The organism is Pseudomonas sp. FP2196, assembly GCF_030687715.1.
Taxonomy (GTDB): domain Bacteria; phylum Pseudomonadota; class Gammaproteobacteria; order Pseudomonadales; family Pseudomonadaceae; genus Aquipseudomonas.
This window is the reverse complement of record NZ_CP117445.1, coordinates 4,592,131-4,617,921: the sequence shown is the minus strand read 5'-3', so window position 1 is coordinate 4,617,921 and position 25,791 is coordinate 4,592,131. Positions and strand designations below refer to the sequence as shown.

General features: G+C 56.4%; 24 protein-coding genes, 5 tRNA genes and 1 riboswitch. Of the genes, 21 read left to right on the top strand and 8 right to left on the bottom strand.

Features of this window, described 5'->3' with window-relative positions; translation table 11 throughout:
• Positions 1-45 precede the first annotated feature (45 nt).
• The 6 genes from aruF to astE all read left to right on the top strand — a co-directional run bounded on the left by aruF (position 46) and on the right by astE (position 6,465).
• Positions 46-1,065, top strand: coding sequence for an arginine/ornithine succinyltransferase subunit alpha (aruF, locus tag PSH79_RS20695; RefSeq protein ID WP_100847631.1), 1,020 nt, complete (start codon positions 46-48; stop codon positions 1,063-1,065).
• Positions 1,066-1,116: 51 nt separating this feature from the next.
• Positions 1,117-2,142, top strand: coding sequence for an arginine N-succinyltransferase (gene astA, locus PSH79_RS20690; RefSeq protein WP_305439321.1), 1,026 nt, complete (start codon positions 1,117-1,119; stop codon positions 2,140-2,142).
• Entirely contained in the window at positions 2,139-3,608 is a 1,470-nt protein-coding gene (astD, locus tag PSH79_RS20685) for a succinylglutamate-semialdehyde dehydrogenase (RefSeq protein WP_305444032.1), read from the top strand. Before astA ends, astD begins: the two co-directional genes overlap by 4 nt.
• Before the next feature lie 142 nt (positions 3,609-3,750).
• Positions 3,751-5,097 (top strand): N-succinylarginine dihydrolase, encoded by a 1,347-nt coding sequence (gene astB, locus PSH79_RS20680; protein WP_187679280.1) that lies wholly within the window; start codon positions 3,751-3,753, stop codon positions 5,095-5,097.
• Positions 5,098-5,154: 57 nt separating this feature from the next.
• The gene (locus PSH79_RS20675) at positions 5,155-5,445 is read left to right on the top strand and encodes a hypothetical protein (RefSeq protein ID WP_016983958.1); all 291 of its coding nucleotides are present in this window, start codon (positions 5,155-5,157) and stop codon (positions 5,443-5,445) included.
• 12 nt (positions 5,446-5,457) lie between these two features.
• A complete protein-coding gene (astE, locus tag PSH79_RS20670) occupies positions 5,458-6,465 on the top strand; it encodes a succinylglutamate desuccinylase (protein ID WP_305439320.1) in 1,008 nt (335 codons plus the stop codon).
• 152 nt (positions 6,466-6,617) lie between these two features.
• Here the strand turns inward: astE and PSH79_RS20665 are convergent, their stop codons facing one another.
• Complete coding sequence (locus PSH79_RS20665) at positions 6,618-7,127, bottom strand: 6,7-dimethyl-8-ribityllumazine synthase (protein ID WP_305439319.1); 510 nt, start codon at positions 7,125-7,127, stop codon at positions 6,618-6,620.
• 103 nt (positions 7,128-7,230) lie between these two features.
• Positions 7,231-7,402: riboswitch (FMN riboswitch) on the bottom strand.
• Between the two features lie 198 nt (positions 7,403-7,600).
• Here PSH79_RS20665 and ltaE point away from each other — a divergent pair.
• The 8 genes from ltaE to PSH79_RS20625 all read left to right on the top strand — a co-directional run bounded on the left by ltaE (position 7,601) and on the right by PSH79_RS20625 (position 13,710).
• On the top strand, positions 7,601-8,605 hold the full coding sequence (ltaE, locus tag PSH79_RS20660; RefSeq protein ID WP_305439318.1) for a low-specificity L-threonine aldolase: 1,005 nt from the start codon (positions 7,601-7,603) through the stop codon (positions 8,603-8,605).
• A gap of 146 nt (positions 8,606-8,751) precedes the next feature.
• The gene (gene alaS / locus PSH79_RS20655) at positions 8,752-11,370 is read left to right on the top strand and encodes an alanine--tRNA ligase (protein WP_305439317.1); all 2,619 of its coding nucleotides are present in this window, start codon (positions 8,752-8,754) and stop codon (positions 11,368-11,370) included.
• Between the two features lie 91 nt (positions 11,371-11,461).
• A complete protein-coding gene (locus tag PSH79_RS20650; RefSeq protein WP_007919332.1) occupies positions 11,462-12,703 on the top strand; it encodes an aspartate kinase in 1,242 nt (413 codons plus the stop codon).
• 185 nt (positions 12,704-12,888) lie between these two features.
• The gene (gene csrA, locus PSH79_RS20645) at positions 12,889-13,077 is read left to right on the top strand and encodes a carbon storage regulator CsrA (protein ID WP_002554426.1); all 189 of its coding nucleotides are present in this window, start codon (positions 12,889-12,891) and stop codon (positions 13,075-13,077) included.
• Positions 13,078-13,139: 62 nt separating this feature from the next.
• Positions 13,140-13,230 (top strand) — tRNA-Ser (locus PSH79_RS20640).
• Between the two features lie 107 nt (positions 13,231-13,337).
• Positions 13,338-13,414 (top strand) — tRNA-Arg (locus PSH79_RS20635).
• A gap of 71 nt (positions 13,415-13,485) precedes the next feature.
• Positions 13,486-13,562: transfer RNA gene (locus tag PSH79_RS20630), tRNA-Arg, on the top strand.
• A 71-nt stretch (positions 13,563-13,633) separates the two neighbouring features.
• Positions 13,634-13,710, top strand: a tRNA-Arg gene (locus PSH79_RS20625).
• 19 nt (positions 13,711-13,729) lie between these two features.
• Here PSH79_RS20625 and PSH79_RS20620 read toward each other — a convergent pair.
• Positions 13,730-14,248 (bottom strand): cell envelope protein SmpA, encoded by a 519-nt coding sequence (locus tag PSH79_RS20620; protein WP_305439316.1) that lies wholly within the window; start codon positions 14,246-14,248, stop codon positions 13,730-13,732.
• Between the two features lie 321 nt (positions 14,249-14,569).
• Between PSH79_RS20620 and mgtE the strand changes: the two genes are divergently transcribed.
• Positions 14,570-16,012: a magnesium transporter gene (mgtE, locus tag PSH79_RS20615; RefSeq protein ID WP_305439315.1), complete on the top strand. Its 1,443-nt coding sequence runs from the start codon at positions 14,570-14,572 to the stop codon at positions 16,010-16,012.
• A 113-nt stretch (positions 16,013-16,125) separates the two neighbouring features.
• On the opposite strand, the gene PSH79_RS20610 is transcribed toward mgtE, so the two are convergent.
• Entirely contained in the window at positions 16,126-16,452 is a 327-nt protein-coding gene (locus PSH79_RS20610) for an Arc family DNA-binding protein (protein ID WP_003178899.1), read from the bottom strand.
• A 388-nt stretch (positions 16,453-16,840) separates the two neighbouring features.
• Between PSH79_RS20610 and phnN the strand changes: the two genes are divergently transcribed.
• Complete coding sequence (gene phnN / locus PSH79_RS20605) at positions 16,841-17,410, top strand: phosphonate metabolism protein/1,5-bisphosphokinase (PRPP-forming) PhnN (protein WP_305439314.1); 570 nt, start codon at positions 16,841-16,843, stop codon at positions 17,408-17,410.
• Here phnN and PSH79_RS20600 read toward each other — a convergent pair.
• Together PSH79_RS20600 and PSH79_RS20595 are read right to left on the bottom strand one after the other, a co-directional pair.
• The gene (locus PSH79_RS20600; protein ID WP_103304098.1) at positions 17,385-17,564 is read right to left on the bottom strand and encodes a PA3371 family protein; all 180 of its coding nucleotides are present in this window, start codon (positions 17,562-17,564) and stop codon (positions 17,385-17,387) included. The two genes, phnN and PSH79_RS20600, sit on opposite strands and share 26 nt — an antisense overlap.
• A gap of 20 nt (positions 17,565-17,584) precedes the next feature.
• Positions 17,585-17,812: a hypothetical protein gene (locus PSH79_RS20595; protein WP_305439312.1), complete on the bottom strand. Its 228-nt coding sequence runs from the start codon at positions 17,810-17,812 to the stop codon at positions 17,585-17,587.
• Between the two features lie 517 nt (positions 17,813-18,329).
• Here PSH79_RS20595 and PSH79_RS20590 point away from each other — a divergent pair.
• A tRNA-Arg gene (locus PSH79_RS20590) sits at positions 18,330-18,401 on the top strand.
• Positions 18,402-18,697: 296 nt separating this feature from the next.
• Here PSH79_RS20590 and PSH79_RS20585 read toward each other — a convergent pair.
• Positions 18,698-19,159, bottom strand: a complete 462-nt coding sequence (locus tag PSH79_RS20585) for a helix-turn-helix domain-containing protein (protein WP_305444030.1) — start codon at positions 19,157-19,159, stop codon at positions 18,698-18,700.
• Between the two features lie 130 nt (positions 19,160-19,289).
• Here PSH79_RS20585 and PSH79_RS20580 point away from each other — a divergent pair, with 130 nt between their 5' ends.
• The 3 genes from PSH79_RS20580 to PSH79_RS20570 all read left to right on the top strand — a co-directional run bounded on the left by PSH79_RS20580 (position 19,290) and on the right by PSH79_RS20570 (position 20,658).
• Positions 19,290-19,685, top strand: a complete 396-nt coding sequence (locus PSH79_RS20580) for a hypothetical protein (RefSeq protein ID WP_305439311.1) — start codon at positions 19,290-19,292, stop codon at positions 19,683-19,685.
• Between the two features lie 210 nt (positions 19,686-19,895).
• Positions 19,896-20,186, top strand: a complete 291-nt coding sequence (locus PSH79_RS20575; RefSeq protein WP_305439310.1) for a hypothetical protein — start codon at positions 19,896-19,898, stop codon at positions 20,184-20,186.
• 91 nt (positions 20,187-20,277) lie between these two features.
• Positions 20,278-20,658, top strand: a complete 381-nt coding sequence (locus tag PSH79_RS20570) for a hypothetical protein (RefSeq protein ID WP_305439308.1) — start codon at positions 20,278-20,280, stop codon at positions 20,656-20,658.
• A gap of 294 nt (positions 20,659-20,952) precedes the next feature.
• On the opposite strand, the gene PSH79_RS20565 is transcribed toward PSH79_RS20570, so the two are convergent.
• Entirely contained in the window at positions 20,953-22,038 is a 1,086-nt protein-coding gene (locus PSH79_RS20565) for an Mbeg1-like protein (RefSeq protein ID WP_305439307.1), read from the bottom strand.
• Between the two features lie 329 nt (positions 22,039-22,367).
• Positions 22,368-22,997, bottom strand: coding sequence for a hypothetical protein (locus PSH79_RS20560; RefSeq protein ID WP_305439306.1), 630 nt, complete (start codon positions 22,995-22,997; stop codon positions 22,368-22,370).
• A 146-nt stretch (positions 22,998-23,143) separates the two neighbouring features.
• On the opposite strand from PSH79_RS20560, the gene PSH79_RS20555 reads away from it, so the two are divergent.
• Complete coding sequence (locus PSH79_RS20555) at positions 23,144-25,789, top strand: AAA family ATPase (protein WP_305439305.1); 2,646 nt, start codon at positions 23,144-23,146, stop codon at positions 25,787-25,789.
• Positions 25,790-25,791 lie beyond the last annotated feature (2 nt).

The following is a 25,791-nucleotide window of genomic DNA, read 5'->3' as shown; positions in this document are numbered from 1 at the left end:
CCGGTGTTTTTTCTGTGAATTGATAAGAGAAAAAGGAGTGACACCATGCTGGTGATGCGCCCCGCGCAAATGGCTGATCTGGGCGAGGTACAGCGTCTGGCTGCGGACAGCCCGATTGGTGTCACTTCCTTGCCGGATGACGTGGAACGTCTGAGCGACAAGATCGCCGCGAGCGAAGCCTCGTTCGCCGCCGAAGTGAGCTTCAACGGTGAAGAGAGCTACTTCTTCGTCCTCGAAGACACCGCCACCGGCAAACTGGTCGGCTGCTCGGCCATCGTTGCCTCGGCGGGTTATTCGGAGCCGTTCTACAGCTTCCGCAACGAGACCTTCGTACACGCCTCCCGCGAGCTGAAGATCCACAACAAGATCCACGTGCTTTCGCAATGCCACGACCTGACCGGCAACAGCTTGTTGACCAGTTTCTATGTGCAGCGTGAGTTGGTGGGTTCGCCGTGGTCTGAGCTCAACTCCCGTGGTCGCCTGCTGTTTGTTGCCAGCCACCCGGAGCGTTTCGCTGATTCGGTGGTCACCGAGATCGTCGGTTACAGCGACGAGAATGGCGACTCGCCGTTCTGGGACGCCATTGGTCGCAACTTCTTCGACCTCAACTACGCCGAGGCCGAGCGCCTGTGCGGGCTGAAAAGCCGTACGTTCCTCGCCGAGCTGATGCCGCATTACCCGATCTACGTGCCGCTGCTGCCGGATTCCGCTCAAGAAGCGATGGGCCAGGTGCACCCGCGTGCACAGATCACCTTCGACATCCTGATGCGCGAAGGCTTTGAGACCGATCACTACATCGACATTTTCGACGGTGGCCCGACCCTGCATGCGCGTGTTTCCGGGATCCGTTCGATCGCCCAGAGCCGCGTTGTGCCAGTGAAGATCGGCGAGCCGGTCAAAGGTGCCGGGCGCCAGTATCTGGTGGCCAACGCCCAGTTGCAGGATTACCGCGCCGTGTTGCTTGAGCTGGACTACGCGCCTGGCAAACCGGTGACCCTGGATATGGAAGCGGCCGAAGCCCTGGGCGTCGGTGAAGGTGCCAGCGTGCGCCTGGTGGCGGTTTAACGCCTTAGCGAGTTTCACGGGTGGCGAAGGCGGCCCGTTTGAGGAGATAGCATGATTGTTCGTCCCGTACGCAGCAGCGATTTATCCGCGCTGATCGACCTGGCCCGCAGCACCGGCACCGGCCTGACCACATTGCCGGCCAACGAAGAGCGCCTGACCCATCGGGTCGGCTGGGCCGAGAAGACCTTTCGCGGCGAAGCCGGTCGTGGCGACGCGGATTACCTTTTCGTGCTCGAAGATGACGACGGTCGCGTGGTGGGGATTTCCGCCATTGCCGGCGCGGTCGGTCTGCGTGAGCCTTGGTACAACTTCCGTGTCGGCCTCACCGTCAGCGCTTCGCAAGAGCTGAACATCTATCGCGAGATTCCGACGTTGTTCCTCGCCAACGACCTGACCGGCAACTCCGAGCTGTGCTCGCTGTTCCTGCACGCCGATTACCGCACTGGCCTCAACGGCCGCATGCTGTCCAAGGCGCGCATGCTGTTCATCGCCGAGTTCCCGGAACTGTTCGGCAACAAGATCATCGCCGAGATGCGCGGTGTGTCGGATGAAGCCGGTCGCTCGCCGTTCTGGGAGAGTCTGGGCCGGCACTTCTTCAAGATGGAATTCAGCCAGGCCGATTACCTGACCGGTGTCGGCAACAAGGCCTTCATCGCTGAACTGATGCCGAAATTTCCGCTGTACACCTGCTTTCTGTCGCCTGACGCACGCAATGTCATCGGTCAGGTTCACCCGGACACCGAGCCGGCGCTGGCCATGCTCAAGAGCGAAGGTTTCAGCTATCAGGGCTACGTCGACATCTTCGACGCCGGCCCGGCCATCGAATGCGAAACCAGCAAGATCCGCGCGGTGCGTGACAGTGAAGCGCTGGTGCTGGCCGTGGGGACGCCGGGCGACGATGCCACGCCGTTCATCATCCATAACCGCAAGCGCGAAGACTGCCGTATCACCGCTGCGCCGGCACGTCTGGCCGCCGGCACTCTGGTGGTCGATCAGCAGACCGCCAAACGCCTTCAACTCAACGCTGGCGATCAAGTGCGCGCCGTGGCGTTGTCCGCTGCTCGGGAGTCGAAATAATGAATTCGCTATACATCGCAGGTGAGTGGCTGGCCGGTCAGGGCGAAGCCTTTCAATCGCTGAACCCGGTGACCCAGCAAGTGCTGTGGTCGGGGGAGGGCGCCACTGCTGCTCAGGTCGAGTCGGCCGTGCAGGCTGCGCGTCAGGCTTTTCCGGGCTGGGCACGTCGTTCGCTGGAAGATCGCATCAGCGTTCTGGAAGCTTTCGCCGCAGCGCTGAAAAACCACGCCGACGAATTGGCCCGCACCATCGGTGAGGAAACCGGCAAGCCACTGTGGGAAGCCGCGACTGAAGTCACCAGCATGGTCAACAAGATCGCGATCTCGGTACAGAGTTACCGCGAACGCACCGGCGAGAAGAGCGGCCCGCTGGGCGACGCCACCGCCGTGCTGCGCCACAAGCCCCACGGCGTGGTCGCGGTGTTCGGCCCTTACAACTTCCCGGGTCACTTGCCGAACGGCCACATCGTGCCGGCGCTGCTGGCCGGTAACAGCGTGCTGTTCAAGCCAAGCGAACTGACCCCGAAAGTCGCCGAGCTGACGGTCAAGTGCTGGATCGAAGCCGGTCTGCCGGCCGGCGTCTTGAACCTGCTGCAAGGCGCTCGCGAAACCGGCATCGCGCTGGCCGCGAACCCGGGCATCGACGGTCTGTTCTTCACCGGTTCGAGCCGCACCGGCAATCATCTGCACCAGCAATTCGCCGGGCGCCCGGACAAGATCCTGGCGCTGGAAATGGGCGGCAACAACCCGCTGGTGGTCGATCAGGTTGCCGATCTGGATGCCGCGGTTTACACGATCATTCAGTCGGCGTTCATTTCTGCCGGCCAGCGCTGCACCTGCGCCCGTCGCTTGCTGGTGCCGCAAGGCGCGTGGGGCGACAGCCTGCTCAAGCGTCTGGTTGAAGTCAGCGCGACGATTGAAGTCGGCGCTTTCGATCAACAACCGGCGCCGTTCATGGGCTCGGTGATTTCCCTTGGTGCGGCGAAAGCGCTGATGGATGCCCAGGAACATCTGCTGGCCAACGGCGCCGTGTCGCTGCTGGAGATGACTCAGCCGCAGGCGCAATCAGCGCTGCTGACGCCAGGCATTGTTGATGTGACGGCTGTGGCCGAGCGTCCGGACGAAGAACTGTTCGGCCCACTGCTGCAAGTGATTCGCTACACCGATTTCGCTGACGCGATCAGTGAGGCCAACGACACCGCTTACGGTTTGGCTGCCGGTCTGCTGTCCGATTCCGAAGATCGCTATCAGCAGTTCTGGCTGGAAAGCCGCGCCGGGATCGTCAACTGGAACAAGCAACTGACCGGTGCCGCGAGCAGCGCGCCGTTCGGCGGTGTCGGTGCCTCGGGCAACCATCGCGCCAGCGCTTACTACGCAGCGGATTACTGCGCGTACCCGGTGGCGTCGCTGGAAACGCCGAGCCTGGTGTTGCCGGCGGCCCTGACGCCTGGCGTGAAAATGGTGTGATGCCCATTCGCGAGCAGGCTCGCTCCCACATTGGAATGCATTTCCCTGTGGGAGCGAGCCTGCTCGCGATGGCCGCGACGCGGTCGCACTGAACAGTTAGTTACTGAAGCCTATAACAACAGATTCTCGTGGAGCCTCGCTGATGAAATCCTATGAAGTCAATTTTGACGGTCTAGTGGGGCCGACCCATAACTACGGTGGTCTGTCCTACGGCAACGTGGCGTCCCAGAGCAACAGCCAGCAATCCTCGAATCCGAAGGAAGCCGCGCTGCAAGGCCTGGCGAAAATGAAAGCGCTGATGGAAATGGGCTTTCAGCAAGGTGTGCTGGCGCCACAGGAGCGTCCGGACGTGGCTGCGCTGCGCCGCCTGGGTTTCAGCGGCACCGATGCTCAAGTAATCGAGCGCGCCGCCAAAGAAGCCATGCCGTTGCTGGTTGCCAGTTGCTCGGCGTCGAGCATGTGGGTGGCCAACGCCGCCACGGTCAGCCCGAGTGCCGACACCGCTGACGGTCGCGTGCATTTCACTGCCGCCAACCTCAACTGCAAATATCACCGCAGCATCGAGCACCCGACCACCAGCCGTGTACTCGGCGCGATGTTCGCCAATCAGCAACACTTCGCCCATCACGCGGCATTGCCGGCGGTGGCGCAGTTCGGCGACGAAGGCGCGGCCAACCACACACGTTTCTGCCGTGAGTACGGCGAGGCCGGTGTCGAGTTTTTCGTGTTCGGTCGCAGTGCTTTCGATAACCGTTTCCCGGCACCGCAAAAGTACCCGGCCCGTCAGACCCTCGAAGCCTCGCAAGCGGTTGCGCGTCTGCACGGTCTGCGTGACGAAGGCGTGGTTTACGCCCAGCAAAACCCGAACGTGATCGATCAGGGTGTGTTCCACAACGATGTGATCGCGGTGGGCAACGGCGAGGCGCTGTTCTATCACGAGGACGCGTTCCTCAACACCGAGCAGATGCTGGCCGAGTTGCAAGGCAAACTGGCCAAGGTCGGCGGCAACTTCCAGTCGATCTGCGTGCCGCGTTCGGCGGTCACCGTGGACGACGCGGTGCGTTCGTATCTGTTCAACAGCCAGTTGCTGTCGCGTCCTGACGGCTCGATGCTGCTGATCGTGCCGCAAGAGTGCCAGGCCAACGAGCGCGTGTGGGCCTACTTGCAGAGCCTGACCAGCTCCGGCGGTCTGATCCGTGAAGTGAAAGTCTTCGACCTCAAGCAAAGCATGCAGAACGGCGGTGGCCCGGCGTGCCTGCGTCTGCGCGTCGCGCTCAACGAAACTGAACTGGCGGCGGTCAACCCAGGCGTTATCATGACGGCCCCGTTGTACGGTTCGTTGACCGCATGGGTTGAAAAGCACTACCGCGACCGCCTGAGCGAAACCGATCTGGCGGACCCGCAGTTGCTGCTTGAATGCCGGACGGCACTGGATGAACTGACGCAAATCCTTAAACTGGGCGCGGTTTATCCATTCCAGATCAATTGATGGCCGGCGCGTCGCCTGAACGCGGCGCGCGGTTTATCTCCCAAAGAGAGTAAAAACATGAGCGATTCCCTGCAGCTGATCCTTGAAGACACCGACGGCACGCAACTGCAAACCTCGTGCACCCGCGTCGCGGTCATGTGGCAAGGCAAAGAGCTGTGGATCCAGCAGGACGGCCGTGGCCAACTGCTGATCGGCGTGGACGTCGAAGAAGGCGACGCCGAGTACGCCAACCTGCTGCTGCGCCCATTGGCGACTAATCTGGTAAGTCTGCAACTGGAAATGGAACCGGCTGACGTCGGCGACGACGAAGACCACGTGCACGGCCCGGATTGCAACCACGACCACTAAGGAAACCGCTCTATGCTCGCCCTCGGCAAACTGCTTGAACTGACCCTCGCCGGCCGCGAACCGGCGGAGAAGACTCAACTGACTGTCGAAGGCGTGCGGATGCGCTGGTTGAGCGAAGGTGCGCTGGAAGTCCGGCCACCCGAAGCACGCGACAATGGCCTGGATCTACTGCTGTCGGCGGGCATCCATGGCAACGAAACAGCACCGATCGAGCTGCTTGATCGGCTGCTGCACGACATCGCACGCGGCGATCTGAAGCCGCGCGCACGAATTCTGTTCCTGTTCGGCAACCCGGAAGCGATTCGCAAGGGTGAGCGCTTCGTCGAGCAGGACATCAATCGGCTGTTCAACGGCCGTCATGAACAAACCAGCGGTTCTGAAGCCATACGCGCCTGTGAGCTGGAACGACTGGCGGCGAGTTTCTTCAGCCTGCCGGATCGCCAGCGTCTGCACTATGACCTGCACACGGCGATTCGTGGTTCGAAGATCGAGCAGTTCGCTTTGTACCCGTGGAAGGAAGGTCGCCAGCATTCCCGGCGCGAACTGGCACGCCTGCGCGCTGCGGGTATGGAAGCGGTGCTGTTGCAGAACAAACCGTCGATCGTGTTCAGCTCATACACCTACGACAAGCTCGATGCCGAAGCCTTCACGCTGGAGTTGGGCAAGGCGCGACCGTTCGGGCAGAACGACGGGGTCAATGTGTCGCTGCTGGAAACCCGCCTGAAGCAGATCATCGAAGGCAACGAGCCGGCCGCCGAGGAAGGCCTGGACGGTTTGCAACTGTTCAGCGTGGCGCGGGAAATCATCAAGCACAGCGATGCGTTCCGCCTGAACCTGCCGCAGGACATCGAAAACTTTTCCGAGCTGGAAGTGGGTTATGTGCTGGCCGAAGATCTGGCCAATACCCGCTGGATCATCGAAGAGGAGGGCGCGCGCATCATCTTCCCCAATCCGAAGGTCAAGAACGGCTTGCGCGCGGGCATCCTGATCGTCCCGGCCGGCGACGAAAACCTCGCCTGATAGCGACATCTGAATCGGCACAAAACCAATGTGGGAGCGAGCCTGCTCGCGAAAGCGGTCTACCAGTCAACTTGTCGTCGGCTGGCAGTCCCTCTTCGCGAGCTGGCTCGCTCCCACATTTGATTTGAGTGAGGTCAAAAACTCACTCGACGTTACACGGCTACAGCACGCGGCTCAGTACGGCGCAACGCACGAAGCTTCTGCAGCGTATCCGCGCAAGTCCGCGCCGCTTCCTGGCCCTTGTGCACAAAGTGCTCAAAGAAGAACTTCTGATGTTCTTCACCGGAATGGAAGTGATGCGGGGTCAGGGACACCGAGAACACCGGTACTTCGGTTTCCAGTTGCACCTGCATCAGGCCGCTGACCACCGACTGGGCAACGAACTCGTGACGGTAGATGCCGCCGTCCACGACCAGGGCTGCCGCGACAATGCCGGCATAACGACCGGTTTTGGCCAGTAGCTTGGCGTGCAAGGGCATTTCAAAGGCGCCGCCGACTTCGAAAAAGTCGATGTCCGATTCCTGATAACCCTGAACGAGCATTTCGGCGAGGAAGCCTTTACGGCTCTGGTCGACGATTTCCTTGTGCCAGCAGGCCTGGATGAACGCAACGCGCTCGCCGTGAGGGTGTTTGCTTTTGCTATCGATAGCGGTGGGTTGCATGTTCTGACTCCTGTTTGTGTGAAAAACAGGGCGTTATGAATCGAAGGGGATTCAAGGGGGCGCACGCTCGCACGAATGCACGCGGACGGCCCTTTAGCGTCAATCCCGTTCTCTCTTCATCCGGACTATGACCGTCGGCCCCGGAATCACACCGGGTCTGCTGACCTTGCCGCCATCCACCGCCGAAGCCGTGTTCGTCGCCAAGCGCTCGCGGGCTATACGCATTGCGCGCAATTACCGCCGGTGGGGAATTGCACCCCGCCCTGAGAACGTTTTCGCCGACCTTTTGTGGGCGGCGCAGCGTTTTTAACACAGATTTTGTATCTGCGCATTGCGCCTTTGTGATGATTGCTATCGGTTTTTTTGAAGACTTGTGAACTGTTTTCCTGTGCCAAGGGTTGATTAATCGGCGCGATGACCGCAGTAATTCACCTTCGTAAAGGGATTTCCCCTGCTGACTTGAGGCCAGGTTCATGAGCGTTATCGATCTTCGCAGCGACACCGTCACTCAACCGACTCCCGCCATGCTCGACGCGATGACCGCGGCGGACACCGGTGACGACGTGTACGGCGAAGATCCGACGGTCAATCGTCTGGAAGCCGAACTGGCAAAACGGCTGGGTTTCGCCGCTGCGCTGTTTGTGCCGACCGGCACCATGAGCAACCTGCTCGGGCTGATGGCGCATTGCGAGCGCGGTGACGAGTACATCGTTGGCCAGCAGGCGCACACCTATAAGTACGAGGGCGGCGGTGCGGCAGTGCTTGGTTCGATCCAGCCACAGCCGCTGGAAGTGCAGGCCGACGGCTCGCTGGATCTGGATCAGGTTGCCGCCGCGATCAAGCCGGATGATTTCCACTTTGCCCGGACGCGATTGCTGGCGCTGGAAAACACCATGCAAGGCAAAGTGCTGCCGCTGGAGTATCTGGCGCGGGCGCGCAAGTTCACGCAGGACAATGGCTTGCAACTGCACCTGGACGGCGCGCGGTTGTACAACGCGGCCGTCAAGCAGGGCGTTGATGCCCGGCAAATCACCCAGCATTTCGATTCGGTGTCTGTGTGCCTGTCCAAAGGCCTTGGCGCGCCAGTGGGGTCGGTGTTGTGCGGTTCGGTCGAGTTGATCGGCAAGGCGCGTCGCCTGCGCAAAATGGTCGGCGGCGGCATGCGTCAGGCCGGATTGCTGGCAGCGGCGGGGCTGTACGCGCTGGATCACAACGTCGAGCGTCTGGCGGATGACCACGCCAACGCGCAATTTCTCGCCGAAGGCATGCGTGAAGCAGGCTTCACCGTCGAGCCGGTGCAGACCAACATGGTTTATGTGCAGATGGGCGACAAGGCAGAGGCGATCAAGGCATTTGCCGCCGAGCGCGGGATCAAATTGAGCGCCGCCGCACGCCTGCGCATGGTCACGCACATGGACGTCAATCGCTCGCAAATCGAGCAAGTGATCGCGACTTTCGTCGAGTTTTCGCGCAAGTGACAGCGTTAGCCGTCCAATTGACCGTTTCTATCGTATAAACACGCTGTACCCCGCGCGCTGGGCCGATATAATGCGGCCCTTTGCCGTCGCTTCGTCTGTTGACGTTTCGCACAGGCCTTTGGCCGCAGCCTCCGTGGAAGAACCTAATGAAAAGCGCAGAAATCCGTGAAGCCTTCCTTCGCTTCTTCGAAGAGCAAGGCCACACCCGTGTAGCCTCCAGCTCTTTGATTCCGGGCAACGACCCAACCCTGCTGTTCACCAACGCGGGGATGAACCAGTTCAAGGACTGCTTCCTGGGCCAGGAAAAACGTGCGTACACCCGTGCGACCAGCAGCCAGAAATGCGTGCGCGCCGGTGGCAAGAACAGTGACCTGGAAAACGTCGGTTATACCGCTCGTCACCACACGTTCTTCGAAATGCTCGGTAACTTCAGTTTCGGTGACTATTTCAAGCACGACGCGATCACCTTCGCCTGGACCTTCCTGACCGGCGTTCTGAAACTGCCGAAGGAAAAGCTCTGGGTCACCGTCTACGCCTCCGACGACGAAGCCTATGACATCTGGACCAAGCAAATCGGTGTGCCAGTCGAGCGCATGATCCGCATCGGCGACAACAAAGGCGCGCCATACGCCTCCGACAACTTCTGGACCATGGGCGATACCGGCCCGTGCGGTCCGTGCACCGAGATTTTCTACGATCACGGCGACCACATCTGGGGCGGCCCACCGGGCTCGCCTGAAGAAGACGGCGACCGTTACATCGAGATCTGGAACAACGTGTTCATGCAGTTCAACCGCACCGCCGATGGCGTGTTGCATCCGTTGCCAGCGCCGTCGGTGGATACCGGCATGGGCCTGGAGCGGATCAGTGCGGTGATGCAGCACGTCAATTCCAACTACGACATCGACCTGTTCAAGAACCTGCTGAAAGCCTCGGCTGAAGCAATCGGCTGCGAAAATGGCGACCAGTCTTCGCTCAAGGTTGTGTCCGACCACATTCGTTCGTGCGGTTTCCTCATCGCCGACGGCGTGCTGCCGTCCAACGAAGGCCGTGGTTACGTGCTGCGCCGGATCATTCGTCGCGCCTGCCGTCACGGCAACAAGCTCGGCGCCACGGGCAGCTTTTTCTACAAGATCGTTGCGGCGCTGGTCGCCGAGATGGGCGAAGCGTTCCCGGAACTGAAAAAGCAGCAGAGCAATATCGAGCGCGTACTCAAGGCCGAAGAAGAGCAGTTCTCCAAGACCCTGGAACACGGTCTGAAGATTCTCGAGCAGGATCTGGCCGAACTCAAAGGCACCGTGGTGCCGGGCGACGTCGTGTTCAAACTCTACGACACCTACGGTTTCCCGATGGACCTGACCGCGGACATCGCCCGCGAGCGCAGCCTGACCGTCGACGAAGCCGGTTTTGAACGTGAGATGGAAGCCCAGCGCGTGCGCGCACGTTCGGCCAGCTCGTTCGGCCTGGACTACAACACGCTGGTCAAGGTGGACGTAGCCACCGAATTCACCGGTTATAAAGCCACCAGCGGCTCCGCCAAAATTGTCGCTATCTATAAAGAAGGCCAGTCGGTCGACGTCTTGAATGAAGGCGAAGAGGCGGTGATCGTTCTGAATCAGACGCCGTTCTACGCTGAATCCGGCGGCCAGATCGGCGACTGCGGTTTCATTCAGGCCGGCAACAGCCGTTTCGACGTGCGCGACACCACCAAGACCGGCGGCGCATTCCTGCACCACGGTGTGCTGGCCTCGGGCAGCCTGATCATTGGCGCTCCGGTGGAAACCCACGTTGAAGCTGACGTGCGTCACGCCACTGCGCTGAACCACTCGGCCACCCACTTGCTGCACGCTGCATTGCGCAAAGTGCTGGGCGAGCACGTTCAGCAGAAAGGTTCGTTGGTTGATAGCCAGCGTCTGCGCTTCGACTTCAGCCACTTTGAAGCGATCAAGCCAGAGCAAATCAAGGCACTGGAAGACATCGTCAACGCCGAGATTCGCAAGAACTCCGCCGTTGAAACCGAAGAAACCGACATCGAAACCGCCAAGCAGAAAGGCGCGATGGCGCTGTTCGGCGAGAAGTACGGCGACAACGTACGCGTGCTCAGCATGGGCGGGGATTTCTCCGTCGAACTGTGCGGCGGTATCCACGCCAACCGTACCGGCGACATCGGCCTGCTGAAAATCATCAGCGAAGGCGGTGTGGCATCGGGCGTGCGTCGTATCGAGGCAGTCACCGGTGCCGCGGCACTGGCCTACTTGAACGCTGCAGAAGAACAACTCAAGGAAGCGGCCAGCCTGGTCAAGGGCAGCCGCGACAACCTGATCGACAAGCTGTCGGCAGTACTCGAGCGCAACCGTGCGCTGGAAAAGCAACTCGAGCAGTTGCAGGCCAAGGCTGCAAGCGCTGCGGGCGACGATCTGTCGAGCTCGGCGCTGGACGTCAAAGGCGTGAAGGTTCTGGCCGCACGTCTGGATGGTCAGGACGCCAAGGCGTTGCTGGCGCTGGTCGATCAGCTGAAAAACAAACTCGGCCGCGCAGTGATCCTGCTCGGCAGTGTCCATGAGGAAAAGGTCGTTCTGGTTGCAGGCGTAACCAAAGACCTGACTGGCCAACTCAAAGCCGGTGATTTGATGAAACAGGCTGCTGCGGCAGTGGGCGGGAAGGGCGGTGGTCGTCCAGACATGGCGCAGGGCGGCGGTGTCGACGCCGGCGCACTGGATGGCGCACTGGCGCTGACCGTTCCATTCGTCGAGCAAGCTTTATAAGGCGGCGCGCCGGGCCCGCAGTCTAGTGGCGGGCCCGACGGCTGTTTGAGTGATTATTTGGGCGCCCTTCATGGGCAGAGGCGGCTTTGAAATGGCTTTGATCGTACAGAAATTTGGAGGCACCTCGGTCGGCACTGTCGAGAGAATCGAGCAGGTCGCCGACAAGGTTAAGAAATTCCGCGATGCCGGCGATGACCTGGTGGTCGTGCTGTCTGCAATGAGCGGCGAAACCAACCGTCTGATCGATCTGGCCAAGCAAATCAGTGGCGACACTCAACCGGTTCCGCGTGAACTGGACGTGATCGTTTCCACCGGTGAGCAGGTGACGATTGCCCTGTTGGCCATGGCGCTGATCAAGCGCGGTGTGCCGGCGGTGTCGTACACCGGTAATCAGGTGCGGATCCTGACGGACAGTGCGCACAATAAAGCGCGTATCTTGCAGATTGATGACCAGAAGATCCGTGGTGATCTGAAGGCCGGCCGCGTTGTCGTTGTCGCCGGTTTCCAGGGTGTCGACGAACACGGCAACATCACTACGCTGGGTCGTGGCGGTTCCGATACGACCGGCGTGGCACTCGCTGCAGCGCTGAAGGCTGACGAATGCCAGATCTACACTGACGTCGATGGTGTCTATACCACCGACCCGCGTGTGGTGCCGGTCGCTCAGCGTCTGGACAAGATTACCTTCGAAGAGATGCTGGAAATGGCCAGCCTCGGCTCCAAGGTGTTGCAGATCCGTGCGGTGGAATTCGCCGGCAAGTACAACGTTCCGCTGCGCGTACTGCACAGCTTCAAGGAGGGTCCGGGCACCCTCATTACTATTGATGAAGAGGAAACCATGGAACAGCCGATCATTTCCGGCATCGCTTTCAACCGCGATGAAGCCAAGCTGACCATCCGTGGCGTGCCAGACACCCCGGGTGTGGCGTTCAAGATTCTCGGCCCGATCAGTGCCGCGAACATCGAAGTCGACATGATCGTGCAGAACGTTGCGCACGATAACACCACCGACTTCACCTTCACCGTGCACCGCAACGACTACCAGGCCGCACAGACCGTGCTGGAAAACACCGCTCGCGAGATCGGTGCCCGTGAAGTGGTTGGCGACACCAAGATTGCCAAGGTCTCGATCGTCGGCGTCGGCATGCGTTCCCATGCAGGCGTGGCCAGCCGCATGTTCGAATCCCTGGCGAAAGAAAGCATCAACATCCAGATGATCTCGACCTCGGAAATCAAGGTTTCCGTAGTGATCGAAGAGAAGTATCTGGAACTGGCCGTGCGCGCTCTGCACACGGCTTTCGAACTGGATGCTCCGGCCCGTCAGGGCGAGTAATTCGGTTTCTTGAAGGGCGCGGTCTGACCGCGCCCTTTATTTTTGAATGGCGCGAGCCCTGAACTGTTCTTTTGCTCGCGCTGGTCAATACTCAGGCATGTAGGGCTACGATCGCTCCGGTTGTAGGTCGGGTGCCTTTTTTTTGCAGACTGTTGTCCCTGAATGAAATGCGTGAGGAGAAAGGTATGCTGATTCTGACTCGTCGGTGCGCAGAAAGCCTGATTATCGGTGATGGCGAAATCACCGTGACCGTGCTCGGCGTTAAAGGAAATCAAGTGCGCATCGGTGTGAACGCTCCGAAAGAGGTTGCCGTGCACCGTGAGGAAATTTACCTGCGTATAAAGAAAGAGAAGGACGAAGAACCAAGCCATTAATTTTTATCGATTTTTATGTTTGCAAACGGGGAAAAGGTTGGTTAAGATACGCCCCGTGTTGCGGAGAGCTGGCCGAGTGGCCGAAGGCGCTCCCCTGCTAAGGGAGTACACCTCAAAAGGGTGTCGGGGGTTCGAATCCCCCGTTCTCCGCCATTATTTGCTTAGTACGTCGTAATCTGGCTTTTTCTGTAAGTTGTTGAATTTATTAGAAAAAGTGGTTGGAATAGAGATTAGACGGGCTATAATGCGGCGCAACAAATGCACTCGTAGCTCAGCTGGATAGAGTACTCGGCTACGAACCGAGCGGTCACAGGTTCGAATCCTGTCGAGTGCACCATTTAAGAGTTACTTATAGCAATATAAGTGGCTTTGCTTTAGCCAGTTGTGATCTGGTTTAAAAACACAAATGCACTCGTAGCTCAGCTGGATAGAGTACTCGGCTACGAACCGAGCGGTCACAGGTTCGAATCCTGTCGAGTGCACCATTTAAGAGTTAGTTGCAGCAATGCAGGTAGCTTTGCTTCAGCCAGTTGTGATCTGGTCTAAAAACACACATGCACTCGTAGCTCAGCTGGATAGAGTACTCGGCTACGAACCGAGCGGTCACAGGTTCGAATCCTGTCGAGTGCACCATATACCAAAAAGCCCGCGTTTAACGCGGGCTTTTTGCTGTCCGGGGTTTGGCTTTTCCTTTCACGCATCCTCTCTCATCAAAATCGACTTGAGCGCTTCTGCCTCGCTTGAGGTCGTATCGATAGCTCGTCGTCGACGTTCGAATATTCACCTTGTCCGGTTTGCCTAGCGCGCTTTCGACGTCCTGCTGACTCATGCCGGAGATCACGCGTTGATTGATTATTGCCTCACGGCGTTGTCTGGCATTGATCAGATTTCCGCATGGGTCTTCTTTGCGGCCGACAATGCCCGGCGCTCGAGCTTCGGTTTTCATACCGGATATTTCTTCGTGGTTGTGTTCCGGCATGATCGCCACAACCGATCCGGGCAAATAGGGGTGTACTTCCTGCACTGAAAGTTGCTCGCCGAGCGCACAGCTCATGCTGGTAAACGTTATGCCGCCATCGGGCGCTTCGCAACGATGAAGGCTGGTCGCAGCCCCGGCGGGCGGTAGGCAGAGCAGGCTGGTGAGTAAAAAACGAGTGGTTTTCGATGGCATTCGACGTCCTCCATGACGATCTATGCTCAAGGGTAGTCGCTACATTTTTCATTGCCGGTGTGTTTTCTTTTCAGGATGAGTCGTCGCATCTGCATGGATCAGGACAACGCTCAGGTTTGTTTCGCAAGCGCTTGTTTCGGCCACGATTTTTTAACGTTTAAAACCGTCAGGCGGTGTATCATTGCGCCCGTCAGCCCCGCCGGGGCTTATGGAATACCTCCATGGACTTACCCAGTAGTTACTCAGTACCCCGTTTTACCAATCATGAATTGACTGATTGATCCTTCCGGCGTGCCCCGCTGCTGGGAGTGGAGTTCGCCTATGTCTGAAATCGAAGTAAAGAAAACACAGGAAAGCCTGCAGGATCGCCTGGCTCAAGTCGTTGAGCTGCTGCAGCGTCAACGGGTCGTCGAAGACCTGACTCATCGCCAGGAAGGCGCGCATCACGACCGGGTGGAAAACCTGGTTCACCGGCAAAATCTCGTCGAGCTGCAACGCAAGCTCGATGATCTGCACTCCGCCGACGTCGCCTACATTCTTGAAGCCTTGCCGCTGGACGACCGTCTGACGCTCTGGCAACTGGTCAAGGCCGATCGCGACGGCGACATTCTTCTCGAAGTATCCGACTCCGTCCGTGAAACGCTGATCGCCGATATGGACGATCACGAGCTCCTGGCTGCCGCCAAGGACATGGATGCCGACGAACTTGCTGACCTGGCCTCCGAGCTGCCGCGAGACGTCGTCCATGAGTTGATGGAGAGTCTGGATAACCAGCAGCGCGAGCGCGTGCGTTCGGCCCTGTCCTATGACGAGGAGCAGGTCGGTGCGCTGATGGACTTCGAGATGGTGACGATCCGTGAGGATGTCAGCCTCGAGGTGGTTCTGCGTTACCTGCGCCGTCTCAAAGAGCTTCCTGGTCACACCGACAAACTCTTCGTGGTCGATTACGACGGCGTGCTCAAGGGTGTGCTGCCGATCAAGCGTCTGCTGGTCAACGATCCGGATAAGCAGGTGGCCGATGTCATGGCCAGTGATCCGGTGAGCTTCCATCCCGACGAGGACGCCTACGACGCCGCTCAGGCGTTCGAACGTTACGACTTGATCTCGGCCCCGGTGGTCGACAAGAACGGCAAGCTGATCGGCCGTCTGACCATCGATGAGATGGTTGACCTGATCCGTGAGGAGAGCGAAAGCGAAGTCCTCAACATGGCGGGTCTGCGCGAAGAGGAAGACATCTTCGCTTCCGTGTGGAAATCCCTTCGCAACCGTTGGGCGTGGCTGGCGATCAACTTGATCACCGCGTTCGTCGCTTCCCGGGTGATCGGCCTGTTTGAGGGCTCGATCGAGAAGCTGGTAGCGCTCGCGGCGTTGATGCCGATCGTGGCGGGTATTGGCGGCAACTCCGGTAACCAGACGATCACCATGATTGTGCGCGCCATGGCGCTCGATCAGGTCAGCACCGGCAACACTTCGCGCCTTATGCGCAAAGAGTTGGCCGTGGGGCTGATTAACGGTCTGGTCTGGGGTGGGGTGATCGGTGTGGTCGCTTACCTGCTCTACGGCAGTTGGTCACTGGGCGTAGTGATGACGGCGGCGATGACGCTTAACTTGTTGCTGGCGGCGCTGATGGGGGTGTTGATCCCGATGACCTTGGCGAAGATGGGCCGCGACCCGGCAATGGGTGCCAGCGTGATGATCACCGCGATGACGGACAGCGGTGGTTTCTTCATCTTCCTTGGTTTGGCGACCATCTTCCTGCTCTGATCGGCTGTAAACAAAAAGCCCGCCAATCGGCGGGCTTTTTTGTGTTCGCGAAAACTCAAACTCCAGGCAAAAAAAAGCCAGCAATCATGCTGGCTTGAGATGCTCGGTGTAACTCAGGATGCGTCTGCGGCCATTTCGGCGTCGTGGGCGATCAAGGACACCAATGCGTTCTGCTGACGGTGAGACAGCTGACGGAAGCGTTGCAGCAGCTCGCGTTCGTGCAACGACAGCTCGGGGCTGTCCAGGCGCATGCTCAGCTCTTCGCCCAATGCACCTTCCTGAATAAGACTCTGCTCAAGGCGCGCAATGATCTCGGAGTTCATGCTGCGATGATGATTGCGAGCCACCTCGGCAATGCGTTCACGCATTCCGTCTGGCAGACGTACGACGAACTTGTCAGCCGTACGGCTGGAATAAATTGCCTGTTTCAATGGGCGCATATATTTAACCGGTTAGTTCAGGGGAGCGGTTCTCGGGATTGGCCGCAGGATGTGTGGTAGGACAAGCATCCGCGCCAAATGGTTCAACCTGAATTGTTAAGAGGCCCGCATCATGCCTCAAAATTGCCAGATCATTGGCGTCAATTCTGTGACAAATATTGAGCCGGGTAAAGGCGTAATGCCAGCACCAATTATCAGAAATGCGGACTGGTTTGAAAACTTTGCCTTCGCCCGCATCATTGTTCGCTTCCTGGTACACATCAATTGATGTCCGAAGACGTCAGAACGTGCATCCTATGCGGCGTTCGATCCGTGATCCTGTTCTGTACAGGATAGTGGCAATTTGCCGATTTACTAGCGTTGAAGCAGGCCGGGGGGCGTTTTCAAGATGGATGGCAGGCTTATTTATCTGATGGGACCGTCCGGTTCAGGCAAGGACAGCCTGATCGACGCTGCACGCGAACCCTTGCGCGCGCTGAATTGCGAGGTAATGCGCCGGGTGATCACGCGTTCGGCCGAATCAGTAGGCGAGGACGCAATCGGCGTCACGCCAGAAGCATTCGAAAAGCGTCAACGCAGCGGTGATTTTTCCCTGGCATGGCAGGCTAATGGACTGGCCTATGGCATCCCGGTGGAAATGGACGAATGGTTGAAAACCGGAAAGCATGTATTGGTTAACGGCTCTCGCGCCAACCTGCGCCAAGCGCTTGAGCGGTACCCGACACTGCTGCCGGTTTTGTTGACGGTGAAGGACGATGTATTGCGTGAGCGCCTACTCAGACGCGGCCGAGAACCGCTTGACCAGATCGACGCAAGGCTTGCCCGCAACGGGTTGTTCAAGGACAGGAGATCAAGTGATGCACCTGTTCACCTGATCGACAACTCGGGCGCGTTGACTGACGCCGTCAAACAATTGCTGGATTGGGTAAGGATCAACGCAATACCGGATCAAACTTGATCTTGCGCCCGGCAACTAGCGCCAGTACAAACAACACCGCGAATACGCCGCAGCCAACCAAGGGCAGGGTGATTTCGGTTTCCTCGAACAGCGAAAAATGCACGACGCCACTCAATAAGGCGAGGATCAGAAATCCTGCTGCTGATTTGGACATGCTGTACTCCTGAAGATATTTCAAAAAACCAGACGTTCGGTAGCGAGTGCTGGCAAAGCCTGCTGAGGCTCGCTCACCGCTTGCGGCGCGAAGCTCTGATCGCTCAACACCGCCAACTGCGGCGCCCTCTGCACCTGCAGGTAGTGCGGCATGCGCTGGGCCACCGGCTCGGCACCCTCGGGGATGAAGTGGAAGCCCACCAAAACGGCTAATGCGATTGCGTTTGCAAGCAAGAGAGTGCTGTTCATGGGACGGTGCTCCGGTTGTGCTTCTATGGAACAGACAAAGCAGCCGTCGTGCCAACAGTCTAACCGCTGTTAAGTCCTTTAAAAACAAGCATTTGGAAGGGTTTTTTGGAAGGTCTGGGTTGCAATCTGCAATGATGGCGTTTTGCAGGAGTGCAAAATGCACGGTAAATCTTCTCGCAGCATTGCAGGGCGCCTGCCTACACTTAAAAAGCCCCACGGACGACATGACAAATCAGGGTTCGGCCGTTAACATGCACGCCGTCCGTCGCGCAGCGTTCTGCCCGTGACAACTCAGTGTCTCAGTAGCTCAATTGGATAGAGCATCCCCCTCCTAAGGGGAAGGTTGGCAGTTCTTATCTGGCACTGCGTCTGGGTGCATGGTGGTTGAACTGGCTTAATGATTGCGGACACCTTTCTTTGGGTGGGCTGGTCACCAATGCAGCTACAGGGCTGTCAGCTCGACATCTGCACTTGCTCGATCCTAAGCGCTTCATTAGTATGCATTTCCTTCTACGATGTCCTCTTAGTTCAACGGATAGAACGAGCCCCTCCTAAGGGCTAGATGCTGGTTCGATTCCAGCAGGGGACACATCATCCGCAGTTGCTTTCCTTCCCGTCCCAAGTCTTTTGCTACTCATCTGGCAACAAGCTACGCGCACTGCGCACACCCTTCGTCCTTCTTCAGTCGCTATCGTCCCCGCCAGAATGCTCCCTCGACTAGAAGACGGTTTTGAGAGTGTTTGAGCCGAAGCGCCACAAGGTCGCTGTCGGACGGAGTTTCCCATCCGCCGTTCAGGAATCGGCTGCTGAGCGATCATCTTTTATTTAAAGATGGGGCTGTAGCTTCGATGATGGTGGCGGTTGATAGAACGCAGTCTTCTTCCGTCAGTTGGTAATGGTTTGATGCCACAACCGTCTTAAGGTGCTCTCTGGCAGTCCGAGCTCCTTCGCAGCCTGAGACTGACTAAACCCGCGCTCTTTCAGCTCCTGCACTGCCAACCATTTCTTCCTGGCTTCCACGACGTTAGGGGCGGCCAAGGCTTGTGGCTCTGATGGGAGTAGGGCATCCGCTAGCCCTAAGCCTTCTGCTTCGGCCAGCGCAGCCAGGAGAGCTTCCCGCACTGTGCACTTCTCATGGGAGGCAGCAGCTAGTGCCAGCAAAGTTATTGGCTCTACTTTCAGCGCTGAGGCAAGTCGGGCACTCATTTCGATGGTCGCTGAGCTTCTACCGAGCTCTAGCTCGCTCACGTGGGCCTGTGTGAACGAGCCCGCGAGTTTTGCTTGAGACAAGCCTTTCCGAGTGCGAAGCAGTTGAACTACTGCTGCATAAGATTTCCGCAGCGACATTTCACTATCCCGATAAAAAGAGACGGTATGTCGCATTTGCCTGCCGCCGCACAAACAGATATATTTGTCGGTGTGGCGGTGCAGCGCCTCAGCCGCTAATTATTGAATATTGACAGAGAGGGGTTGGGCCGTGGATGGGATCATCGAAGACGGTCTGTTGGGCGATCCCGGAGTCAGCCTGATGGGTTCTGAGCACGGTCTCGAGGCAGCGATGTATGCAGCCAGAAAGCGCTACAAGTGGATGCCCCTCTGCGCCGTAGAAGAATGGACAATACTAGACGCCATCGTCACCGACGACGAGCGAGCCAAGGTAATCGCTGCCGGTTGCCAGCCAATATTTATGTTTGCCCACAAAGTTGTCGACGATGAGCAGAGGCGTTTCGAGCCAGGCCATTGGGTGAGGTCGAGTATGGGTACTGCATTCAACGAAGGTTTTCTGTTCGAAACTCGGAATTCCGTCTACGTCTTGCTCGGGCCAGGCCATCGTAAGTCTGCTTCTATCGAAGCGATATTTTCCCTTTTCTGATTACCCACCGGTTCTGCTGGGCAACTGACGTGCTCCAGCAGTTTGAGGCGACAAATGTTCAGAACCATAGACAACGACCTGATAGGTGTCCCGGGGATGTTCGGTGAGGGCGTGTCCCATTGGCGTGGTGTATCAAGGCTGCTCCGAACGCCTTGGTATCACTTAACCCTTAGCGTCGAAAATGAGGGGCGGCTCAGCGAATGCGCTTTGATGATTGACGACACCCACCAGCTTCAAAAAATGTTGGTAAGCCAAGGTGCGGATTTAGGTATCACCGAGATTATGGCTGTGACGCCATCTTGGATGAATAAGTCCGGAGGCTGGCAGATGGAGCGGTTAACCAAAGTAACCGTAGGTGAGGACAGGTCTGGTTCTGAGGTTTGCTTGCTGGAAGTGGCTAAGGGGGCGGTGTATCACACCTCACACCAGCGAGACTTCCAGATTGAAGCGCTGGCCAACCTGAGGCCCGTCTTTCTCTCAAGCATGATTCGATCTGCCTGAAATTTACCAAGAATTCCGCACGATACCAGCACCTCTGGTTGCGTGGGAAATTCCTGATAACGCCATATGGACTGCCCATTGGAGCGCAAAGATGCTGGACACCATAGATGTAAATTTCCACGGAAAACGCCATACAGATTTTGATCTCAAGCGAATTATAAAAGCTCAGGCCCAGGGCTTCTATGAACCGGTGACCGCTTACCTTTGCGGAGTTTCCATCAAGGCTCGCGCTGGCATCGGTGTGGTTTTTGGCCACAAGCGCAAAGACCAGTACGGGCGGTTTGGCGATGGCCACCTGATCAGGACTTCTGATGTTTTGAAAGTCGAACGTGAGGGACGATTCTGGGTAATGACGACCGAGAATTCTAGGTACGTGCTCGCTACATTTCAGCGGGGGAATGGGCGTTCGAGTTTGCGTGAGTTTCTGCGCCTCTCACGAACATTCTATCCAACACCCAGGTTTCTACAGTGATTAGGCGGGGGCTATCTGCAAAAACGTTTCCTTATCCGACCTTGTAATAGCCCTCTAAAGTTAAATTCTCGAATCAACATTCGGTGAAATGATCCGCTTGGTCAATGTGCATTTCGATTTTCTTAAAGATCCAAGTTTTACTGGTATAGTCACCACGAGCAACTCGTTTGACGCAAGCGCTTTAATGAATGGAGGCTGTTCGTTGAACAGCCTTGTGAAGAACGCCTCATTTACCTTACACAGTATCTGGAGCGGTTTGCCTGCAATCCCAGATGCACCTGCCAACTTCACATCTTATTCATTTAAAATCTTGTCAACAGCAGTGGTTTCATCAACAGGAATAACACCTCTAGATGCTCCACTGGCTGTCGGCAATCGATGATTATATTCAGCTCGGTCAGAAGCTATTCTCTTCTCTGTAATCGCACAGTTAGCATCTGAAATACTTTGAGATCTGATAATTTTTAGTGGTTCACTATCGTCTTCGTTGGTATTTTTTTCAAAGTATAGTGCCAAGTCGGCATACCACAATATCTCCCTTGCTAAAACCCATCGGTAGTGATTGTAAATGGAGCTGCTTTCAATGAGATTAAAGCCGGTGTAGCGATTTTGCGGCTGCGCACCTATTTGCCGGCGGTTAGATATATTTAAAACTTCTGAGCTAGTCGATAGCAGTCTTATCTTGGGATTTCCACCATCTGGGGCCGACACACCAGGCCTTGGGCTAGGATTGAAAGCCCACGCTTCAGTGATCATCCCGCCCGTCTCTTGATGGTTGGTCACGTGCGCAGCCAACCCTCCACCGAGCGAGTTACCTGTTACAACAACCTTGTCTCCGAATAGTTCCCGGTGGGAGTTTCTATATTCAACAGCTTTTTTAACATACTCTCGCGCTGGCTTGTTCTGCAATTGCCAAACTGCAAAGTTTTGAAAAAAGTAGTCTATAAATAATTGATCTGAACCCCGAAACGCAATAATCAACTCGTTTTGGCCGGTCGTTTGATTTCGATAGCTAAACGTTTCGGCTTGAAAACCATTCCACTGATGTTCGGTTAACTCTGGTATGGATTTCAAATAAGCTGGTGTACCAAAGTTGTAAGGGTTTTTAGCATCATCGTGCTGCAGTGTCAGGGTGGCTGCCAACGCGTAAACATAACCGTCTTTCGCAAGCCTCAGTTTTCGTGCGGTTTCTCCGCTAGGGTTGCGTGGCGGCGTCTGGTATGCATCTACCATATCCAAGTAGCGAGAGCTACACCATGCATATCCTTCGATCTTACCGCCGAATTTAGGGAAGGGTGAATATTTAAACCCACTACACCCGCTGATGGCAATCAGCGTAAAAGAAATGCATGTACAAGTGATTTTTTGTTTGAGATTCATCGCATGCCCTCTGAGTTTTTCTTGAGTGTAGTCGGCAGATCAAAGCTAGGGATATTGTTTTAAAAAAACGCATAGCTAATGCCAGCCAGGCTAACGCCCCGACCAGCGAAAACTCAAAAGAAAATACGTTTACGCCTGATTGAGGCTGAGGCCTCTTAAACACAGGATGAATAATATTTAGGCGCCTTCGCGCACTCCCTTTAACACCGATGAATGAATCACGGGTAGCCTAGCAAGGCTTCGCCCGTGTGTGAAAAACATCATGGCCGCAGGGGGGCTTCGAGAGACCCTTTAGGATCGATATGCGGCTGAACACGCACATGTTGGGATCAAGAGCTGTGCTTCACTCCATACGTAACCCAGTCGAAGAATTCTTTATCTTTATTTGTATAAGTTATGCTGTGAGGGAATTCGTAAGGTTTACTGTCGAGGTCACGAATTTTAAGGGTTACTTCACCCTTCTGCCAGTTGAAAAATATGTGCCTAAGCTGTTTTGTACCTGACTTGTCTGTTACACAAGTGTCGATCTCATATGGGTGTCTCACCGACCATCTATCTGTTGCACTTAAAAATAGGTGTGCTACTCCAGTATAGATTTCTACCATTTCGAGTGATGGAACTTCGTAGCTATGCTCGGTAACATTTCTAAGCTTGTTGAATTTCTCCAATACGCTTGGCGAGGGTAGGCCGCATTTAAGTATATAGTCCGAAAGAAGGTGGAAGTTTTTAACCCGAGTTAATGAAATGCAACCGAAACCTAGACATACATCTTCCATTCGTAGATGAAGTGCTCTTTTGGCGTTTGCTAATGCATTAATGAGATTTCTTGACTCCGTTCCATCAGCCAGATCCATTCGAGCGTATTCTAAATAGTCTTCGGCAGAAGGTGTTTCACGGCAGCTGTAGCTAGACCAATTATAGGAGACGTCATCGGAGTCAACATCTTTCGGTTCAAACATATACTTAACATCATCGTTGATAGGGGGTAGTAAGCTAGCATGGTCGTGAAGCCTAGTAAAAAGGAGTCAGTCCGATGAAGTAGGTTTCTGCTCCTGGTGGATGTATTGTAAGACCGCGCGCTCATGTGCAGCGCCGGGAGAAATGGATGACGTCGGCATTGCAGGATTTCCAGCAATTCGTTCATTGGCTTCACCGTCCAGATAGCGGAGCTTCCGAAGACGCTCGTCGATTCGCCAATTTGGTGTCGGAGAATTTTCCTGCCGTCGCAGCAAGCTCAAGGCAGCGCAGCCAACGATCCGTTGTGCTGAGCGAATTAGCACGCTTATCCCTGCCTGCCACATCCCCGGCAGAACCAGTGCCCCAGGCTGCAGAGGCCAGAGCTGGATGGGCTTTTCGTAAGCTGCATCATCTTAGAGTGGGGCCATTTCGAGGGTTCAGACACCCTGAGCCATTCGAGTTGCAAAAACGGATTGTCATGTTTTATGGCCCGAATGGCAGCGGGAAAACCAGCCTATGTGAAGCGCTGGAGTTTGCCTTGCTCGGGGCTGTGGACGAGGGCGACATCAAACGGATTGCCGCTGACCGTTATCTTTCCAACTCGCACGAGGGCCGTTTTACCCGGCCAGTATTACTCGCAACCGATTTTGATGGCCGGCAGGTACCTGTGATGGCGGACGCAGACGCGTACCGCTTCTGCTTCGTCGAGAAGAATCGAATAGACGCATTCTCTCGCATAGCTGCAAAGCCTGCAGGGCAGAAAACCGAGCTGATAGCTGCTCTCTTCGGTATGGATCAGTTCAATGATCTCGTTGGGCACTTCAATGATTCTATGGAGGGCCAACTAACGTTGGTGGCTGTCAAAAACCAAGAGCTTTTGGCCAAGCAAGCGACGTTAAATCAAGATAATGCGACCGTTGCAGACGAGGGCGCTGCCTTAATCCGACATGCTCAGGCAGAGCAAAACTACGCCAACTCATACAGTCCAGGAATGAGCTATGCGCAGCTGTTGGCTGCAATAGGCAGTCCAGAACATCCGGGGCAATTGCAGGAGCTCGAACAGGCAATCAATCAGCCAGCCCCTATGATCTTCGGAGTGAGTGCTGCCGCTCTCGTTGATGCCTACAGCGCAGCAGAAACGGCGCAAAGGGCTCTAAATGATCTTGAAGGTCAGCTGGCACAGCGCAGTAACGACATCTCATTTCAGGATCTATATACAGCTGTCCTGGGTCTTCAACAGGTCGTTGGCGATCACTGTCCTGCCTGTGATACCCCGCTTGTTGGCGACTATCACGCTCTCCACAATCCGTATCAAAAGGCCAACGATGGCCTAGCAGGTTTGAGGGAGCTGGCTGAGCTGCAAGCACGTCAGCGGTCTGCAATTGCTGCACGAAACGCCGCGTCGGAAGCATTGCGGATATTTCTAGCTACCTTCGCGCAACGTGTAGGAGCAACGATTCAGAGTACGTTACCTGTGCAACGCTATCTTGCGGATCCAGGTGTCGATGCTCAGCGGGCGTGGTGGGTGGATGGTTTCCAACCTGATGAAACAGGCAAATCGTTAGCCCAGAGAGCAGTTGATTTGGCTACCGAACTCGAAGCGCGTGACGTCGCATCTCGAGTGATCCTGGATAATCGCCAAGATTTAATCGACGAGCGCGACGGGCTTAATCAGGCTCGCATCGGTGTAACTACATTAGCTTCCAATCGCCTGCAAACCTTGCAAGCTGTCACAGATGCCAGAGCTAGAATCGTGGCCTTCGCTGCTGACAACGCACCGCTTATCCAGCAGGTTGCTGAGGAGGTGGAAGCGATTGCTCGCGATACACGTATACGCAACGCCTACGACCAGTTTTTAAGTCTCTTGCGCCGTTACCGTACCGAACTGCCAGGTACTTTAATGGCCGGCCTGAATGCCCTGACGTTGGAGCTTTACAACGAGTTCAATGTGCGCGATTTGGACGCAGACAAGCTGTCAGCCCTGTACCTACCAGTGACAGGGGAGGGACGTATCGAGTTGAGCTTTCGTGGCACACCTGCTGCACGCATCGACGCACTACAGATTCTCAGTGAAGGTCATGTGAGATGCCTGGGCCTTTCCATTTTGTTGGCAAAGTGTCTGAGTATCAGAGCTCCCGTAATCGTATTCGACGATGCCATTAACGCTATTGATCACGAACACCGCCAGGGCATAAGAGAGACGATATTTGAAAGCGACCGTTTCACGGGTACGCAAATCATCGTGACCTGCCACAGCAACGAATTCATCAAGGACATCCAGAACCACGTCGCGCCAGAACACTGGGCTGCTTATGCATTCAGGCATCACAGTGGAAACTACCATCCTCGCATCCTAGGAAATGCGATGACGCAGTCCTACCTGCTCAATGCCCGTGCGGCTGTTGAGCGAGGTGATGATAGGGCGGCGTTGGGCGCGTCGCGACAAGCGTTGGAAATGCTGACCAGCAAAGTGTGGGGTTGGTTGGGGCGTTGTGAGCAAGGCATGCTGACTTTGAAAATCGCAGGATCCGGAGCAGAGCCTGGGCTTCGTAATCTCTGCGAGGGTATTAGAGCGAAGCTGAGGGGGGCGCCGAATTTTGAACACGCAGACAAAACACCTATTATCCAAGCCCTAGACCATATCTTGGGTATACCTGAACAGTCCTTGGTTTGGTTGTATCTGAACAAGGGGACTCACGAGGAAGCTAACCGTGAGGACTTCGACGTAGGTGTAGTCGAATTGGTGGTACAGACGCTTGAATCACTTAACGCGTTGCAATTACGTACGAAATGACT